The organism is Mesorhizobium sp. U510 (assembly GCF_059180695.1).
The window spans coordinates 5,867,114-5,884,245 of sequence record NZ_CP180532.1; the positions used below are offsets into that span (position 1 = coordinate 5,867,114).

The following is a 17,132-nucleotide window of genomic DNA, read 5'->3' on the forward strand; positions in this document are numbered from 1 at the left end:
GGCCTTGCGACATTCCTGCAGGGCCGCGAACGCGGGAAAACTGCCATGCCCCTCAACCCCATCCTGGCTCTCGGAGGTCTGGCTTGCGCGCTGTTCACGCTGGGCGCGACAGGCGCCATCGGCTGGCTCCCTGTGCCGGATCGGGAGTTCCTGGCGCGCTCCGAACTCGTCACCCTCGCGCCCGGATCGTTCGCTCATCCGCTGCCCGGGGAATTCCTCAGGCAGAACCACCCCGTCAGTGCTCCCGTGGTGCGGGCAACGGTGGCAGAGCCCTTCGAGATCATGAAATACCAGGTAAGCGCTTCGGACTACCGGCGCTGCATCATGGCCGGCGCCTGCAAGCCGGCCGATGGCCGCGGCAGCGGCAATGTTCCGGTTACGGGCGTGAGCCATATCGATGCCGAGGCCTATGCGGACTGGCTCTCGGCCGAGACCGGATCGGCATGGCGCCTGCCGACGGACGTGGAATGGGCCTATGCGGCGGGCGAACGCTTTCGCGGCGACATCGAGGCTGGCGAGACCGACCCCAACAACCCGGCGCAGCGCTGGCTCGTCCAATATCGCACCGAGGCTTCACTCGGGCGGCAACCGGACCCGCAGCCGAGGATCAGGGGCGGATTTGGACCCAACTCCAAGGGGGTGGCCGACATTGCCGGCAACGTCTGGGAGTGGACTTCGACCTGTTACGTCCATACGACGGAAGCCGCCGACGGCGCCGGCATAGCAAGCTCGATCGACAATTGCGGCGTTCATGTCGTGGAAGGTTTCCATCGCACCTATATGTCGAACTTCATCAGGGACGGGAAAAGCGGCGGTTGCGCCGTCGGCACGCCGCCCGACAATCTGGGATTCCGCCTCGTGCGCGACCGGCTCAACCTCGTGCAAGCCGCCATCCGCTGGCTTCGGCTTTCCTGATCACGACAACAACAGGACTTCTGCAATGACATTGAAATCGTCGCTGGCGGATCATGCGCGTCCGGCCCCGGAAAAGCCGTTGCATCATGCAGGCGTCGATCGCGCTGCGATCGGCCGGCTCGTTCGCGAATTCTATGCGCGACTGCGCAAGAACGAACGTCTCGGACCGATCTTCGCGCGCGAGATCCCCGGCGACTGGGAACCGCATCTCGAGAAGATGACCGACTTCTGGTGCTCGGTCATCCTCAAGACGGGCGACTATCATGGCCGCCCGGTCCCGGCGCACCTGAAGCTCGGGGACGTGACCGAGGCCGATTTCGACATCTGGCTGGCCATGTTCAGCCAGACGGCGGCCGAACTCTTTGGGCCGGAAATCGCCGCGGTGTTCGTCGACCGGGCCGAACGGATCGCGACGAGCCTGAAGCTGGCGATGTTCTTCCGCCTAGGGGATCGTGCCTAGACAGCCGGCCCGGAAAAAAATGCGCGCTCAATCCTCGAACGAACTCGCGGCCGCATAGATCGCGGCCAGCGTTTCGATGCCGGCCTGGTCGGCCTTGTCGAAGCGGCCGGGCAGCGGGCTGTCGAGATCGAGCACGCCGAAGACGCCCTCGTCGTCCTCGAGCAGCACGACCAGTTCCGAACGTGAATCGGCATCACAGGCGATGTGGCCGGGAAAATCGTGCACGTCCTTGATCAGCATCGAGGTGCCGAGTTCGACCGCCGTTCCGCAGACACCCTTGCCGACCGTGATGCGCACGCAGGCCGGCTTGCCCTGGAACGGTCCCAGCACCAGCTCCTCGTCCGAGGCCAGGAAATAGAAGCCGGCCCAGTTGAGGTCCGGCACCATCTGGAAGATCAGTGCCGCGGTGTTGGCGGCATTGGCGATCGAGTCGCTCTCGCCGTCGAGCAGTGCCTTCAGCTGAGCGGCGAGGTCGCGATAGAACGCGGCCTTGTCCGAGGTGTCGATGGCCTTGGCGGCGAACATGGCTTGTCTCCGAACTGGGAATCGCGGTTCCGTTTCCGCAAGCTCTCTGCACCAAACGACCACTCGACGATACTAGCTTGAATTCCAGTCGCCGCGAAAGTCGCAAGAAGATGCGCTGTCGGACAAGCGGCAGCACGGCATCGAACCGTGCTGCCTTGATCAGGAAGGCAAGTCCATCAGCCGGCGGGTTTGTAAGCGCCGGCAGCCTTTTTGGCGGCCGCGAGCACTGCCTTCATGTCGAGTTCTTCCAGCACAACCATCTCGGTCAGTGAGCCGCTCGCTCGCACGGCAAGGGACATGCCAATCCCCGCTGATTGGTCCGGCACCTCGCCATTGACAACCACGTCATAGATGCCGCGCGTGAACATCACGCTGCTCACCTTGCCGCCAACGCTTTCGAAAAGCGCCTTGACCGCAGCCTGCCTGTCGGAGCCTTGCATCAATCCTTTGGCGGCATGAGGCGCATAGTTTGCCAAGATAGTCACTTTCATGGGTATTTCCTCCAAATGTCATTGTCTCGTGCGGCTCCATAATTCGAGCGGCACGGAGTGATTTATTTTTCGGAACAATTGCAGGCGCCCTGGGACGCGTTGGCGGCCAAGGGCTCGCTGCCGGACAAATATGCGCTTAAGCTAATATAATGACAATACCGGAGACGCCGATACTGCCGACAGGAAGGTGTCTGGCTGGACCACGCTCGGCCAACGGCATCGAGCTCGCGCCGTTGACGCGCGATGTGTGGTGCTGAGGTTGAACGGCCAGTAGCGGCGCGGTGCAACCTTACATCGGGCGCTTGGGTTCGCCCTTTTGTGGCGTTGCCGTGTCGGAATCCGATTTCTTGTGCTTGTCGGCGGCAATCCTGCGGATGCGGTCGAAGCGGCTTTCCTCGGTGGTTTCGGTCGTGACGACCGTCTGTGGCTTCTGCGCGAACACGATCATGGATCGATCTCCTGGGCTAGAGGCCTGTGCGCCGGGAGAGATCCCCCGGCGATCGTATCCGGCTGCAAAAACCGGCGTGGATTCAGCTCAGACCTGGAAGACGGCTTCGATGAAGCCGCCCCCGCAGGCAGGCCGAGTTCTTAGTAACCGCCCATGCCGCCGCCGCCACCGGCAGGCGCGGCATCTTTCGCCGGAACGTCGGTGATCATGGCTTCGGCGGTGATCAGCAGAGCCGCGATCGAGCCGGCGTCCTGCAGTGCGGTGCGCACCACTTTCGCCGGATCGACGATGCCGGCCTTGATCATGTCGACATAGGTCTCGTTCTGGGCGTCGAAGCCCTGATTGTGGTCCTTGCTGTCGGCGAGCTTGCCGACGACAATCGAGCCCTCGACGCCGGAATTCTCGGCGATCTGGCGGATCGGCGCTTCCAGCGCCCTGAGCACGATCGAAATGCCGGCGGTGACATCGGCATTGGCGCCGTTGAGGCCCGACAGCGCCGACCGGGCGCGCAGCAGAGCGACGCCGCCGCCGGGCACGATACCTTCCTCGACCGCCGCGCGCGTCGCGTTCAGCGCGTCGTCGATGCGGTCCTTCTTTTCCTTCACTTCCGACTCGGTGACGCCGCCGACGCGGATGACAGCAACCCCGCCCGACAGCTTGGCCAGCCGCTCCTGCAGCTTCTCCTTGTCGTAGTCGGAGGTCGTCTCCTCGATCTGGCCCTTGATCTGGGCGACGCGCGCCTGGATGGTCGCCTTGGTGCCGGCGCCGTCGATGATCGTGGTGGTGTCCTTCTCGATCAGCACGCGCTTGGCGCGGCCGAGCATCTCGATGGTGACGTTTTCGAGCTTGATGCCGAGATCCTCGGAGATCATCTGGCCTGAAGTCAGCACCGCAATGTCTTCCAGCATCGCCTTGCGGCGATCGCCAAAGCCCGGCGCCTTGACGGCCGCGACCTTGAGGCCGCCGCGCAGTTTGTTGACGACCAGCGTGGCCAGCGCCTCGCCCTCGACATCCTCGGAGATGATCAGCAGCGGCCTGCCGCTCTGCACCACCGCTTCGAGGATCGGCAGCATCGCCTGCAGATTGCCGAGCTTCTTCTCGTGGAGGAGCACATAGGGCTCTTCCAGCTCGACACGCATCTTGTCGGCATTGGTGACGAAATACGGGCTGAGATAGCCACGGTCGAACTGCATGCCCTCGACGACGTCGAGTTCGGTTTCGGCGGTCTTGGCTTCCTCGACTGTGATGACGCCGTCATTGCCGACCTTGTCCATCGCCTTGGCGATCATCTCGCCGACGGTTGCGTCGCCATTGGCGGCGATGGTGCCGACCTGCGCGATCTCGGCCGACGACTTGACCTTCTTGGCTTTCGCCTTGATTTCGACGACAACTGCGGCAACCGCCTGGTCGATGCCGCGCTTCAAGTCCATCGGGTTCATGCCGGCGGCAACCAGTTTGGCGCCTTCGCGCAGGATCGAGGCGGCCAGCACGGTCGCGGTGGTGGTGCCGTCACCGGCGAGGTCGTTGGTCTTCGAGGCCACTTCGCGCACCATCTGCGCGCCCATGTTCTCGAACTTGTCGGCAAGCTCGATTTCCTTGGCGACGGTGACGCCGTCCTTGGTGATGCGTGGCGCGCCATAGGCCTTGTCGATGATGACGTTGCGGCCCTTGGGGCCGAGCGTGACCTTCACCGCATTGGTGAGGATCTCGACGCCGCGCAGCATGCGGTCACGCGCGTCGGTGGCGAATTTGATTTCCTTGGCAGACATTTTTTCAATCCCGTTCGAATTTGGAGTGGACGAACCCCGCGCGGAAGGCGCGGCGCACCAGTCAGGCGGCCTTCTTGGCTTCGACGCTCTTCTCGATGACGCCCATAATGTCGGCTTCCTTCATGATCAGAAGGTCCTCGCCATCGATCTTGACCTCGGTGCCCGACCATTTGCCGAACAGGATCAGGTCGCCGGCCTTGACGTCGAGCGGCACAAGCGCGCCGTTTTCGTCGCGTGCACCGGGTCCGACGGCGATGACTTCGCCTTCCTGCGGCTTTTCCTTGGCATTGTCGGGAATGATGATGCCGCCCTTGGATTTGGTATCGCCTTCGGCGCGCCGGATGACGACGCGGTCGTGGAGTGGCCGAAACTTCATGAAAACTTCTTTCTGGGGCCAGCTTAGGCGGCCGCTTCCCCCATATAGGCGCTTTGGCACTCGATAGATAGGAGTGCCAAAAATTATTCGCGGACCCGATAAATATTGAAAAGTATTATTTCGCCTTGCCGTTTCGTGATATCCGAAGGCGGTCAAATAATTCAAAAAATTGAATTTTGCCGGTCGAGTGCCTATTTATCGGACAAGTTCATTTTCACGATTCCAGCACCAAGGAGATTTATGCGATGGCCGACGGCAACCAGACGATCATGGAAAAAGCTGAAGCCCGCTTCGTCGACAAGCAGAAGAAGACGGCGGAGCGCAACAAGGCAACCGCCGAGTACATGTCCGAGGCGAAGGCCAGGGAGATCAAGACCGCAAAGCTCAGGACATTGCGCCTGGCCAAGGAAGAGGCAGACCGCGTCGCCGAAGCCCTGAACCCGACGCCGAAGAAGAAGCGGGCGACCAAGAAGGCCGCCGCAACGGAGGCAAAAACATGAGCCTGACCTTCCCCAACCGCAGCCGAAGCTATGACGAAGCCGGCAAGCGCATCCGCTTCGTCGGCCATGACGGGATGTTCCAGATTTCCTTCTCGGTCGCCGCCGATGCGATGACCAAGATCCAGCCGCGAACCAGCGCCGATGAAGCGGGCTACCTCGCAACGTTCGACACCGAGAGCAGCGTCATTCGCGATGTTGCGTCGAAGGCCTACGGCCGCACGCGCAAGAGCATGTATGTGCTGACATCAGACGACTTCGGCTGATCAGCCGAGGTCCATGTCCTCGATCATCGTCCGTATCTTCGCGGCTTTTTCGAAATGGTCGAGGCGGTGGGTCCTGATCCACCATTCCGCTGCTTCCATCAGCAGCTCGGGATCGTCATTCCTGTTGGCGAAAAACGCGTAGAACGACACGCCCACGGCAGGCCCTTTCTCGGAAATCTTGCGGTCGCAGACCTCCAGTATCTTTTGCCTCAGGCTCGCTCTCACGGGAATCCTCTTGGTGTGCGGGGTCTTGGCCCACCCCGGAACGTTCAACCCTTGCGCTCCGCCCTCTCCCGGCGCCTGATGTCGCCGACATTCATCTGCACGACCATGTCCTCGGCCTCGCGCGGGCTCATGCCAACCATCACCTTTTGCCTGATCACGGCTGGCTGGCCGGTGAACACATCGACGATGGCCCAGCTCTGGGGCAGATCCATGCGCAGCGCGTAGCGGTTTGCCATGACCCCTCAGCCCTGCAACATGAAAAACACCGTACCCAGGACCATTATGGTCCAGGCGACCACCGACAGCTTCAGCGCAATGCCGCCATGCGCGGCCACAACCTCCCGCAAGCGCGGCACGATGCCTGCCGAGGCGGCTGGCGCCGCCACGACGGCGACGGATGGCTTGACGCCGAGTTTTCCAAAGACCGGCAGCGATGGCGGTTCACGCACGAAAATGACCTCGAATGTCGGGGAAGATCGGAGCGAGCAGGCTCGCGCTCCTGCCATAGCACTCTTTTCGTGAGCGACCTGCATGCCAAATGCAGATGGGTGGTTTTAACGTCGGCCCTACATCTTCGTGGCCATGATCGTCGGATGCGACAATGGCCGCAACCGCGCAAATCGGCCGCGACAAGAGGTCGGGCACAGGGTCTCGGCGATAAGATTTTTGGAGGCCTCGCCTCGGGATCGAACCGAGGCTTCAGAGATTTGCCGTCTCCAGCGTAGCCGCTCCGCCACGAGGCCATTGCAACCGACCTAACGGGGAAATGCTTGCGGAAACGTTAAGTCCCACGGCTGTTCTGTCGGCACTTTGCAAAATGTCGCCTGGCGTCGCTCTTCGGCAGACTCTGTGCCCCGAAATCCCGAAGGTGCGAGCGGTGCCACTGGGAGGTGAGTATCCAGGTTGCGCGGACAATAAATGACCGACACGCAGTGTGCCGTCAGGCGATTCAGAGCTTCAAATCACAGCCCTATCTCTTTGTTCGCAAACAATTCCAAGGGGAAGCCATCCAGGCCTTCCCTGAAAAACTCAGGCCTTTACGCCGCAGCGCTGCGGCCTTTCCCGCCGGCCTCGGTCTTGAAGATGCGGAACGTGTTGCGCCCTGCCGCCTTTGCGGCGTAGAGCGCGGTGTCGGCCTGCGCGAACAGGTCGCAAGGCGCGCCTTGCCCGGCAAATGCAATGCCGACCGAGGCGCCCAGCCGCAGCGACTGGCCGCGGACCGCGACCGGCTTGCCCATCCTCTCGACGATCTCGCGCGCCACGCCGGAGACGGCAGCCCGGTCGAGATGCGAGCCAAGCAGCACCGCGAACTCGTCGCCGCCGACGCGCGCCACCAGATCCGCCTCGCCGCAGCCTTCGGCGAGTCGCTCGGCCGCCGCCTTCAGGCACTCGTCGCCGACGACATGGCCGAACGTGTCGTTGACCGCCTTGAAGCCGTCGAGATCGATCAGCAGCAGCGCGCCCAGTGGACGGCTGGCATCCACCTGCGCCAGCCGCGCCTGGAAGCGGGCGCGGTTGGCAAGCCCGGTCATGGCGTCGAATTCGGCGAGATAGCGCATCCGGTCCGACTGGATCTTTTCCTCGGTGATGTCCTGCTTCATGCCGAAGATGCGCACCGGCACGCCTTCCTCGCACTCCACGGTCGCGGTGATGCGGATCCATCGGCTGTGGCCGGCGAAGGTGGTGATCTCGGCGTCGAGGGTGAAGCCGCTGCGCTCGGCGATCGCGCGGCTGCGCAAACTGTCCAGCGCCTTGCGCGACTCCGCAGGATAGCACTTGATGATCTCCGAGCGGTCGAGTGCCGTGCCGCGAGGCAGGTCGAACAGGTCGTAGACCACATCGGTCCAGTGCAATTGTTCACCGGGCAGGCTGCATTCCCACACGCCGATGCGCGCGGCGACCGAGGCGCGGTCGAAGATCTTGCGGCTGTGCGCCAGCGCAACCTCCTGGCCGGCGATCAGCGCCGCCTGCGCGGCGAGTTCGGCGTTGAGCTTGGAGATGTCGGCATCGCGGCGACGCTCGGCCCGACGCGCATCCTGCCCACCCTCCCCGTTTCGTGCCGAAGCGACGGGCCGCGCCGGACCTTTGGGATTGTAGGGTGTGTCGGACATTGCGGGGCTCTGCTGTCTTGGCGGACAGCCACCATGGCGCAGGAGCGATTAACACTTCGCTGACACTTCCGGAGCGGCAGCGGAATCTCCGGCGAAAATCCGTCGATGCCAAGCTTGCGGTGAAGCGATCGCCGACGTCAACTTTCCCCTTGAACGATCCCCCGATCTGGCTTAGCCTCGACTTGAGAAAAGGTTTTTCCAAACAGTTTCGATCGGGCTCGGCCATTGGCCGGGCCTTGTTCCGGCCTGTAAGAGAAAACCTTTTCCCAACTAAGGATCCTCGATGGTATCGGACGATCAGCCTGTTCCGGTTTTCCCCAAGCCCGTCACCTTGCGTGACGTGGCGGCGCGGGCCGGCGTCAGCGTTGCCACCGCATCGAAGGCACTCAACGACCAGGGGCGCATGACCGCCGAGACGCGCGAGCGCATCCGCGAGACGGCGCGCAGCCTGGGCTTCCGGCCCAACAGCCTGGCGCAGAGCTTGCTCAGGCGCCGCTCCTTCACCGTCGGCCTGCTCACCAACGATACTTATGGCCGCTTCTCGCTGCCGCTGATGTCGGGCATTTCGGACGCGCTGGTCGACAATGGCGTCTCGGTTTTCCTGTGCAATGTCGAGGAGGATCCGCGGCTGGGCCAGCTGCATGTCGAGGCCATGCTCGACAAGCGCGTCGACGGCATCATCGCCACGGGAAAACGCATCGACCGCCATCTGCCCGTCGATCTCGCCAATCTGCGCATCCCGGTGATCTACGCCTTCACCCAGCCCGATCCCGACGCCGTCGCCTTCGTCTCGGACGATGCCGGCGGCGCGCGGCTGGCGGTCGAACATTTCTGCCGGCTCGGCCGCAGGCGCATCGCCCATGTCAGCGGACCGGCGAGCTTTGCAGTGGTGCACGCCCGCGCCCAAGCCTATCGCGACGTGCTCGCCGAAAACAGCCTGCCGGTCACCGAACCGCTGCTCGGCGCCTGGTCGGAAGCCTGGGGACATGACGCGGTGGCGCAATTGTTCGACGGCAAAAGCGAACGGCCGGACGCCGTCTTTTGCGGCAACGACCAGATCGCGCGCGGTGTCATCGATGCCTTGCGCGAGCGCGGCCTCGACGTTCCCGGGGATGTCGGCGTCATCGGTTTCGACAATTGGGAGATCGTCGCGGAAGCGACGCGCCCGCCGCTGACCTCGGTCGACATGAACCTGGTCGCCCTCGGGCGCGAGGCCGGGCTGACCCTGCTATCCCTGGTCGGCGGTCAGCCCGCCGCGCCGGGCATTCGAAAACTGCCGTGCCGGCTGGTGGTGCGTCAGTCCTGCGGCCGCTCACCGGACGGCTGAAAACGAAAGCGCCGCGTGACCGGCGCCAAGCCGCGCACAGCGGCCAACCCTTGGAGGAGGAAAACATGAGGAACCTGATTGCCAAACTGGCCCTGGCCACTGCCGTTCTGGGCAGCGGTCTCGGCGCTGCCGTCGCCGACACCGCCAACATCTGGGTGCGGGCCGACGGCTCGAATTTCATGCCGCGCATCGTCGACGCCTACAACAAGGCGCATAAGGACCAGATCAAGCTCGACATCATCCCCAATGCCGAGATCATCCCGAAATATGGCGCGGCCGCCGCCGGCGGCACGGCGCCCGACGCGCTGTCGCTCGACCTGATCTACACGCCCTCCTTCGCCGCCGCCGGCCAGCTGGAGGACATCACCGACTGGGCCAAGTCCCTGCCCTATTTCGCCAGCCTGTCGCCGGCGCATGTCAAGACCGGCACCTACAAGGACCACATTTACGGCCTGCCCTTCTCGGCCGACGCCTCGGTGCTGATCTGGAACAAGAAGCTGTTCAAGCAGGCCGGCCTTGACCCTGAAAAAGGCCCCACCAACTGGGCCGAGATCGCCGCCGACGCCGAGAAGGTCAATGCGCTCGGCGGCAACATCAAGGGCTTCTACTTCTCCGGCAATTGCGGCGGCTGCAACATCTTCACCTTCACGCCGCTGATCTGGGCATCTGGTGGCGACATCCTGAGCGCGGACGGCTCCAAGGCGACGCTGGACAGCCCGCAATTGCGCGGCGCCATCGATCTCTACCGCTCGATGGTCAAGAAGGATCTGGTGCCGGCAGGCGCGCAGACCGACACCGGCGCGAACTTCTTTGCCGCCTTCGCCGCCGGCAATATCGGCATCTCGCCCTCCGGCGCCTTCGCCATCGGTGCGCTCAACACCCAGTATCCCAATGTCGATTACGGCGTCACCTTCCTGCCGGGCAAGGATGGCGGCTGGTCGTCCTTCGCCGGCGGCGACAATTTCGTCGTCACCAAGGGCACCAAGAAGCTCGCCGTGGTGAAGGAATTCCTGGATTTCGCCTATTCGCTGGAAGGCCAGACCATCCTCGCCAAATATGGCAGCCTGCCGGTGCGCGGCGACATCGCCAAGGATGCGCTGAAGGATCTCGATCCGCGCTACCAGATCGCCGCCGAGGCCATGGCCAAGGGCAAGACGCCTTATTCGGTGGTGTTCAACGATCTGATCAACTCCGCCAACGGCCCGTGGACGCAGATGATCAACGAGGTCTTCTTCGGCGACGATGTCGATGGCGCCATCGCCAACGCTCAGGAGACCATGCAGTCGATCATCGACCAGGCGCCGCAGAAGTAGCGGCCGCCTGCCGGCCGCCCGCCTTTCTCCCTGGGCGGGTGGCCGGCAATTCTTACCCTCCCCCTTGTGGGGAGGGTCGCTGCGAAGCAGCGGGGTGGGGGTCAGCGCCAGTCCCGCACCCGGACCTGCGGTCCGACCTCCCCACAAGGGGGAGGTAGGGCGTCCAATTGAATCCGACGTAAGAACAGGCAAAGCATGGCCACCATCGCCGCAAGCACCGCCGCCCCGCCCCGCGCCCGAAAACTCGTCGGCGCCGGACGCCGGCAATGGATCGGCCTCATCTATGTCGCGCCGGCCGTGGCGCTGGTCATGGTGTTCTTCGTCATCCCGCTCGGCATGACGGCGTGGATGTCGCTGCACAACTGGCCGCTGATGGGCGAGCATGCCTTCATCGGCCTCGACAATTACTGGGCGATTCTGCGCGACACCAGGTTCTGGAATGCACTGAAATTCACCGGCTACTACACGGTGGTCGTCACCATCGCGATCTTCGCCGTCGCCTTTCCCCTTGCGATCTTCATCGAAAAGCCGCGGCCGCTAACCAACCTCTACCGCACGTTCTTCTTCATGCCGGCGGTGGTTGGTTTCGCTTCGGCGAGCCTGCTCTGGTCATGGCTGCTCAACGTCGATTCCGGCCTGTTCAGCCCGGCCGCCTACGACCTCGGCCTGATCGACAGGAAGTTCAACCTGCTCGCCACCTTCCAGCCGGCCTTCTGGTCGATCATCGCCATGGTGGTGTGGAAGGTCGCCGGCTTCACCATGATCATCCTGATGACCGGCCTGCAATCGATCCCGCAGGACCTGCAGGAGGCCGCCGTGATCGACGGCGCCGGTCCGTTTGCGCGGTTCCGGGCGATCACGCTGCCGCTGATGCGCCGCACGCTGGCGCTGGCGCTGATCCTGTCGGTCGCGGGCTCGATCCTTGCCTTCGACCAGTTCTACATCATCCTGCGCGGCGGGCCGCGCAACCAGACGCTGACGGCGGTCTACTGGATCTTCAACCAGTCCTTCGTGTCGTTCAAGCTGGGCTATGGCGCGGCACTCTCCATGGTGCTGCTGGTCATCCTGGTGGCGCTCAGCCTCATCCAGCTGTGGCTGCTGCGCAAGCCCGAGGGGCTCGACTGATGGCTCAGGCGATTTCAGCCCGGGGCAAGTTTGCCGCCCGCCTCGCCAGGCACTCCACCGGCATCATCGCCTCGGTGTTGTTCGTCGCGCCGATCGTGTGGACGGCGCTGTCGGCCTTCAAGCCGGCGGCCGAGGCGCGCATGCCGCCGCTGCCGCCATGGCCGACCACGGGCTTCTCGCTGGAAAACTATGCCACGCTCAACTCCTTCGGCGACGGGCTCTGGGCCTCGGCGCAAAACAGCATCTATGTCTCGGTGATGACCGTCCTTTTGTCGGTCATCGTCAGCGTGCTGGCCGGCTACGGCTTTTCGCGCTTCCGCTTTCCGTTCAAGGACCTGTTCTTCGTCCTCATCCTGTCGACGATCATGATCCCGTTCCAGTCGATCCTGACGCCGATCTTCCTGGTGCTGACCAAGCTTGGCCTGCACAACACGCTGACCGGCCTGGTCGGCGTCTATGTGACACTGCAATTGCCGTTTTCGATCTTCATGATGCGCAACGCCTTCGACGCCGTGCCGCGCGAAATCGAGGAGGCTGCGCGCATGGACGGCGCCGGCAACGCCACCATGCTTTTGAAGGTGATGCTGCCGCTGGTCTGGCCGGGCGTCGTCACCATCGCGCTGTTCGCCTTCCTCGGCGCCTGGAACGAGTTCCTCGCCGCGCTGGTGCTGATGACCGACCAGTCCAAATTCACGCTGCCGGTGATGATGACGGCACTGCAGTCGGGCCGCTTCGGCGCCATCGACTGGGGCGCCGTGCAGGCGGGCGTCACCGTGATGATGGTGCCGTGCCTCATCCTGTTCCTTGCTTTGCAGCGCTTCTACATCCGCGGCCTGATGGCCGGGGCCGTTAAATAGACAGACTGAATGGAGTGAGTTCATGACCGCATCGCCATCCCCCCGCCCCGCCACGAAGGAAAAGCCGAAACTCGCCTTCCGGCCGCTGCCGGTGCCGCAGGTCGATGTGCACGGCTTCTGGGGCGACCGCGCCGACGCGGTGGCGACCCGCACCGCCGACATCCTTTACGAGCGCTGCGTCGAGGCGCGCATGCTGGAGCAGATCGATCCGGACCGCCCCTCGCCCGGCATCGTCATCCCCTTCCACTCGCCTTCGCCCGATGAAGCGGACCGCCAGGGCGCCGAATTCACCGGCTCGACGGTGACGACGCAGATGTTCTGGGATTCCGATCTCGGCAAGACGATCGAGACCGCAGCCTATTCGCTCTACCGGCGCAAGAACCCCGAACTGGAGAAGAAGATCGACGCCGTCATCGACATGTACGGCAAATTGCAGCAGGAGGACGGCTATCTCTCCAGCTGGTACCAGCGCATCCAGCCCGGCAAGCGCTGGACCAACCTGCGCGACTGCCACGAGCTCTATTGCGCCGGCCACCTGATCGAAGGCGCGGTCGCCTACTACCAGGCGACGGGCAAGCGCAAGCTGCTCGACATTATGTGCCGCTACGCCGACCACATCGCCTCGGTGCTCGGGCCTGAGCCCGGCAAAAAGAAGGGCTATTGCGGCCATGAGGAGATCGAGCTGGCGCTGGTCAAGCTGGCGCGGGTGACGGGCGAGCAGAAATACATGGATCTGGCGAAGTACTTCATCGACCAGCGTGGCCAACAGCCGCATTATTTCGACGAGGAAGCGCGCGCCCGTGGCGCCGACCCCAAGGCCTATCATTTCAAGACCTATGAATACAGCCAGTCGCACAGACCGGTCCGCGAACAGGACAAGGTCGTCGGCCATGCGGTGCGGGCCATGTACCTCTATTCGGGCATGGCCGACATCGCGACCGAATATGGCGACGATAGCCTGCGCGTCGCGCTCGACCGGCTGTGGGACGACCTCACCACGAAAAACCTCTACATCACCGGCGGGCTCGGCCCGTCGGCGCACAATGAGGGCTTCACCAGCGACTACGACCTGCCCAATGAGAGCGCCTATGCCGAGACCTGCGCGGCGGTAGGCCTCGTGTTCTGGGCAAGCCGCATGCTCGGCATGGGGCCGAACGCCCGCTACGCCGACATGATGGAGCGCGCGCTCTACAATGGCTCGATCTCCGGCCTGTCGCTCGACGGCTCGCTGTTCTTCTACGAGAACCCGCTTGAAAGCCGGGGCCGGCACAACAGGTGGAAATGGCACCGCTGCCCCTGCTGCCCGCCCAATGTCGGGCGCATGGTCGCCTCGATCGGCAGCTATTTCTACAGCCTGGCGGACGATGCCCTGGCCGTGCATCTCTACGGCGACTCCACCGCCCGCTTCGACATTGCGGGTACGCCGGTGCAGCTCACGCAGGCGAGCCGCTATCCCTGGGACGGCGCGGTCGAGATCACGGTCGAACCGCAAGCGCCCTTGGAGTTCACGCTGCACCTGCGCATCCCGGCATGGAGCAGCAGCGCGACGCTTGAGATCAATGGCGAGGCGGTCGACCTCGAAGACATGACCAGCGACGGCTATGCCGCGATCCGGCGCAGTTGGAAAAAGGGCGACCGCGTCCGGCTTGACCTCGAAATGCCGATCGAGCGGCTCTACGCCAATCCGGAGGTCCGGCAGGATGCCGGCCGCGTCGCGCTGTCGCGCGGGCCGCTGATCTACTGCGTCGAGGCATCGGACAATGACAGCCGGCTGCATCGCCTGACCCTGCCGCGCACGGCAGGCATCGAGGCGCATGAAGCGCCCGAACTGCTGGGCGGCGTGGTGACGCTTTCAGCCACGGCGCGCGCCGATGCCGGCGACGGCTGGCAGGACGGGCTCTACCGACGTGAGCCGCCGGCCAGCGTCGAGACGTGCCTGACCGCCATCCCCTATTACGCCTGGGACAATCGCGAGCCCGGCGAGATGCTGGTGTGGCTGCGGGACGGCTGAGGCTCTTGTTTTGATGCAATTCCGGACGGAAAACCGCTTCACACTTTTCCTGGAATTGCTCAGGCTCGGCTATGTCCGGCTTGATTGAGCGGCGGCAGCAGGCAGCGCCGCGCTCGGTGCCGCCAGCGGCGCGCTGTTGTCGATATGCGCCCAGGCCGGCCGCTCGAACAGGAACATGCCGAAGCCGACGCGCTGGATGATGAGATAGAGTACGACGGGGCTGATGATCGAGACCAGCAGTACCGCCAGGCTGAGCATGCCGGTGTCGGTCAGCAGGCCGCTTGCCAGTGCGGCGCCGCGGAAGAGCGACATCGGAATGGTGAAGGCGACATAGACGACCAGCGAATGTTCGCCGAGCCAGCGCAGCCATTCCATCGAGGCGAATTGCGACAGCAAGCCGCCAAGCACGCACAGCGCCACCGCACCGGCGACGGCCAGAGTAAGATGCAGCGGCGGCCACGCCGCCAGCCCCATCTGCATGCCGACCGGTTGCATGGCATAGCCCGGCGAATAGACGAGCAGGCCGTTGACGACAGCCCACAAGAGCAGACCGGCGACGGCCAGCATCGGGCGGGGCTGTGTCCATTCGACGAGCCGGAACACCAGCGGCGCCATGACGAAGCCGACATAGAAGAACACGAAATAGGCCGCGAACTGTTCGACCGCATAGCTGTCCGGATGCGGAGCCCACATCTGCAATGCGGCAGCACACGGGATGACAATCCAGGCGGGCACGCCGAACTGCCGCAAGAGCTTGGCCACAAGGCCGAACACCGCCAGCATGTAGATGAACCACAGCACGCCATAGGGCTGGACGACGGCCATTGCCAGATCGTGCAGCATGCCTGCGGGATCGCGGCTGAAGATGCCGATCTTGAGCCCGATCGAGATGATCGCCCACAGCACGTAGAAATAGAGATAGTGGACGACGCGCCGGTCGATGTAGCGCCGCCACGGCCGGTCGATCACCTGCGACAGGAACAGGCCGGAGATCAGAAAGAATTCCGGCATGCGGAACGGCGTCGCGAAGCCGATGACATAGTGCAGGAAGCCGACGCCGCCCGTGTACTCGCCTGTGTTGTAGGCCGCGTACATCATGACCACGAGGATGATCGAGAGGCCTTTGGCCGTGTCCACCCACGGCATGCGCATCGGGCTGTTCATGGCAAATCCATCCGGGGGGCGGCCAAGGCGGCCAGCCATCATCCGGCGCTATCTAGCACCGTCAAGCTTCCCAGATCGTAAACACGGCTGGTTTGCGGTGTGCGAGGCGATATCAGCAGCTGCCTTCCGGCAGATCCCATGGTCGCGTGGGCGTCGAAATCGCCACAACTTCCAACGCCGGCGCTGCCCCTCACCTGCCTGCCGGCATCCTCTCCCCGTAAACGGGGCGAGGGACGCTGTTGTGGCCGATTTCGCCAATCGCCAGCGTTGCAGAAAATGCGCCGGCGTTGCGGCCAGGCCCTCTCGCCCCGTTTACGGGGAGAGATGTCCGGCAGGACAGTGAGGGGCAGCGCTAACGTCGACCGTAGGATAACTGCCAATGACGCAGTTACTTTCGAGCCTTGGAAGTATTCAGCGCCACGGCGGCCCGCACGAGCGCCTTCAACGCCTCTTCATTGACCTCCTCACCCTTCTGAAAATCGATGGCCCGCCGCGTATTGCCGTCGAGGCTGGAGTTGAACAGGCGCGCGGGATCGGGCAGCGCAGCACCCTTGGCGAAGGTCAGCTTGACGATGCTCTTGTAGGTCTCGCCGGTGCAGATCATGCCGTCATGCTCCCAGACGGGAACCCCGCGCCATTTCCAGGTCTCGATCACATCGGGATCGGCCTGATGGATGAGTGCGCGCAGCCGGGCCAGCATGTCGCCGCGCCAGTCGCCGAGTTCCTTGATCCTGCCGTCGATCAGTTCGGAGGCAGATTTGCTCTCCTGCGATCCGGTCATGCTGTTTCTCCTCAAACCATGAACAATAGCGCGCTCACATGCGCTCGCCAGGCAATTGGCTGGCCTGCTTCACCCAGGCGCTGAATTGCGCCTCGTCGAACGCGCCGTCCTCGTGGATGTCGAGGTAGCGCGTGTCCCGGCTCCGGGATTCGCCCGGCGGCACCGGATCCAGCGACAGGCCGCGAAAGAAGGCCACCTTGATGTATCTGGTGAAGCAATGGAAGCTGACGAACCAACCTTCGCCTTCGACGCCATAGAAGGGCGAATTCCATTTGACTGCCTTATGCACGCCGGGCACGGCGCGCTCGATGAGCGCATCGAGCCGCCCGCCGATCTCGCGCTTCCAGCCCGGCATGGCCGCGATATAGGCCCGCACGGGAGCATCGCCGTAGCCCTTGGCGATCTGCGGATTGCCGCCCGAAAGCAGCTTCGGCTCAGCCTTGGCGGCCGTCGACTTGGCCATGCGCTTCC

General features: G+C 63.7%; 21 protein-coding genes. 9 read left to right on the forward strand and 12 right to left on the reverse strand.

Annotated features, from left to right (window positions below; genetic code table 11):
• Window positions 1-45 precede the first annotated feature (45 nt).
• A complete protein-coding gene (locus ACLGL5_RS30335; RefSeq protein ID WP_069092730.1) occupies window positions 46-915 on the forward strand; it encodes an SUMF1/EgtB/PvdO family nonheme iron enzyme in 870 nt (289 codons plus the stop codon).
• Window positions 916-940: 25 nt separating this feature from the next.
• On the forward strand, window positions 941-1,375 hold the full coding sequence (locus tag ACLGL5_RS30340; protein ID WP_019859655.1) for a group III truncated hemoglobin: 435 nt from the start codon (window positions 941-943) through the stop codon (window positions 1,373-1,375).
• A 27-nt stretch (window positions 1,376-1,402) separates the two neighbouring features.
• Here the strand turns inward: ACLGL5_RS30340 and ACLGL5_RS30345 are convergent, their stop codons facing one another.
• From ACLGL5_RS30345 to ACLGL5_RS30365, 5 genes are all read right to left on the reverse strand, one after another.
• Entirely contained in the window at window positions 1,403-1,900 is a 498-nt protein-coding gene (locus ACLGL5_RS30345; RefSeq protein WP_069092731.1) for a GAF domain-containing protein, read from the reverse strand.
• Between the two features lie 176 nt (window positions 1,901-2,076).
• Window positions 2,077-2,406, reverse strand: coding sequence for a GYD domain-containing protein (locus tag ACLGL5_RS30350; protein ID WP_236952324.1), 330 nt, complete (start codon window positions 2,404-2,406; stop codon window positions 2,077-2,079).
• A 274-nt stretch (window positions 2,407-2,680) separates the two neighbouring features.
• On the reverse strand, window positions 2,681-2,839 hold the full coding sequence (locus ACLGL5_RS30355) for a hypothetical protein (RefSeq protein WP_019859659.1): 159 nt from the start codon (window positions 2,837-2,839) through the stop codon (window positions 2,681-2,683).
• 140 nt (window positions 2,840-2,979) lie between these two features.
• A complete protein-coding gene (groL, locus tag ACLGL5_RS30360; protein ID WP_038648449.1) occupies window positions 2,980-4,608 on the reverse strand; it encodes a chaperonin GroEL in 1,629 nt (542 codons plus the stop codon).
• Between the two features lie 61 nt (window positions 4,609-4,669).
• On the reverse strand, window positions 4,670-4,984 hold the full coding sequence (locus ACLGL5_RS30365; protein ID WP_019859661.1) for a co-chaperone GroES: 315 nt from the start codon (window positions 4,982-4,984) through the stop codon (window positions 4,670-4,672).
• Between the two features lie 245 nt (window positions 4,985-5,229).
• Here ACLGL5_RS30365 and ACLGL5_RS30370 point away from each other — a divergent pair, with 245 nt between their 5' ends.
• Window positions 5,230-5,484 carry a hypothetical protein gene (locus ACLGL5_RS30370; protein ID WP_010910765.1) on the forward strand — a complete coding sequence of 85 codons (255 nt, stop codon included), beginning with the start codon at window positions 5,230-5,232 and terminating at the stop codon, window positions 5,482-5,484.
• The gene (locus ACLGL5_RS30375; protein ID WP_019859662.1) at window positions 5,481-5,747 is read left to right on the forward strand and encodes a DUF1488 family protein; all 267 of its coding nucleotides are present in this window, start codon (window positions 5,481-5,483) and stop codon (window positions 5,745-5,747) included. Before ACLGL5_RS30370 ends, ACLGL5_RS30375 begins: the two co-directional genes overlap by 4 nt.
• Here ACLGL5_RS30375 and ACLGL5_RS30380 read toward each other — a convergent pair whose 3' ends face one another.
• From ACLGL5_RS30380 to ACLGL5_RS30395, 4 genes are all read right to left on the reverse strand, one after another.
• Window positions 5,748-5,972: a DUF6500 family protein gene (locus tag ACLGL5_RS30380; protein WP_010910767.1), complete on the reverse strand. Its 225-nt coding sequence runs from the start codon at window positions 5,970-5,972 to the stop codon at window positions 5,748-5,750.
• A gap of 44 nt (window positions 5,973-6,016) precedes the next feature.
• Window positions 6,017-6,208 carry a hypothetical protein gene (locus tag ACLGL5_RS30385; RefSeq protein WP_019859663.1) on the reverse strand — a complete coding sequence of 64 codons (192 nt, stop codon included), beginning with the start codon at window positions 6,206-6,208 and terminating at the stop codon, window positions 6,017-6,019.
• Between the two features lie 6 nt (window positions 6,209-6,214).
• Window positions 6,215-6,421: a hypothetical protein gene (locus tag ACLGL5_RS30390; RefSeq protein WP_245307197.1), complete on the reverse strand. Its 207-nt coding sequence runs from the start codon at window positions 6,419-6,421 to the stop codon at window positions 6,215-6,217.
• Window positions 6,422-7,009: 588 nt separating this feature from the next.
• The gene (locus ACLGL5_RS30395) at window positions 7,010-8,083 is read right to left on the reverse strand and encodes a diguanylate cyclase domain-containing protein (protein ID WP_064985915.1); all 1,074 of its coding nucleotides are present in this window, start codon (window positions 8,081-8,083) and stop codon (window positions 7,010-7,012) included.
• Window positions 8,084-8,366: 283 nt separating this feature from the next.
• On the opposite strand from ACLGL5_RS30395, the gene ACLGL5_RS30400 reads away from it, so the two are divergent.
• The 5 genes from ACLGL5_RS30400 (at window position 8,367) to ACLGL5_RS30420 (ending at window position 14,716) form a co-directional block, all read left to right on the forward strand.
• Window positions 8,367-9,410 carry a LacI family DNA-binding transcriptional regulator gene (locus ACLGL5_RS30400; protein ID WP_069092733.1) on the forward strand — a complete coding sequence of 348 codons (1,044 nt, stop codon included), beginning with the start codon at window positions 8,367-8,369 and terminating at the stop codon, window positions 9,408-9,410.
• Window positions 9,411-9,475: 65 nt separating this feature from the next.
• Window positions 9,476-10,723, forward strand: a complete 1,248-nt coding sequence (locus ACLGL5_RS30405; RefSeq protein WP_038653077.1) for an ABC transporter substrate-binding protein — start codon at window positions 9,476-9,478, stop codon at window positions 10,721-10,723.
• A 195-nt stretch (window positions 10,724-10,918) separates the two neighbouring features.
• Complete coding sequence (locus tag ACLGL5_RS30410; RefSeq protein ID WP_069092734.1) at window positions 10,919-11,848, forward strand: carbohydrate ABC transporter permease; 930 nt, start codon at window positions 10,919-10,921, stop codon at window positions 11,846-11,848.
• On the forward strand, window positions 11,848-12,705 hold the full coding sequence (locus ACLGL5_RS30415) for a carbohydrate ABC transporter permease (RefSeq protein WP_019859670.1): 858 nt from the start codon (window positions 11,848-11,850) through the stop codon (window positions 12,703-12,705). The genes ACLGL5_RS30410 and ACLGL5_RS30415 overlap by 1 nt, the downstream gene beginning before the upstream one ends.
• 22 nt (window positions 12,706-12,727) lie before the next feature.
• The gene (locus ACLGL5_RS30420; RefSeq protein WP_069092735.1) at window positions 12,728-14,716 is read left to right on the forward strand and encodes a glycoside hydrolase family 127 protein; all 1,989 of its coding nucleotides are present in this window, start codon (window positions 12,728-12,730) and stop codon (window positions 14,714-14,716) included.
• A gap of 69 nt (window positions 14,717-14,785) precedes the next feature.
• Here ACLGL5_RS30420 and ACLGL5_RS30425 read toward each other — a convergent pair whose 3' ends face one another.
• The 3 genes from ACLGL5_RS30425 to ACLGL5_RS30435 all read right to left on the reverse strand — a co-directional run bounded on the left by ACLGL5_RS30425 (window position 14,786) and on the right by ACLGL5_RS30435 (window position 17,124).
• The gene (locus ACLGL5_RS30425) at window positions 14,786-15,880 is read right to left on the reverse strand and encodes an acyltransferase family protein (protein ID WP_064985928.1); all 1,095 of its coding nucleotides are present in this window, start codon (window positions 15,878-15,880) and stop codon (window positions 14,786-14,788) included.
• 388 nt (window positions 15,881-16,268) lie between these two features.
• Window positions 16,269-16,661 (reverse strand): DUF1801 domain-containing protein, encoded by a 393-nt coding sequence (locus tag ACLGL5_RS30430; RefSeq protein WP_019859673.1) that lies wholly within the window; start codon window positions 16,659-16,661, stop codon window positions 16,269-16,271.
• A 34-nt stretch (window positions 16,662-16,695) separates the two neighbouring features.
• Entirely contained in the window at window positions 16,696-17,124 is a 429-nt protein-coding gene (locus ACLGL5_RS30435; protein ID WP_019859675.1) for a DUF1801 domain-containing protein, read from the reverse strand.
• Window positions 17,125-17,132 lie beyond the last annotated feature (8 nt).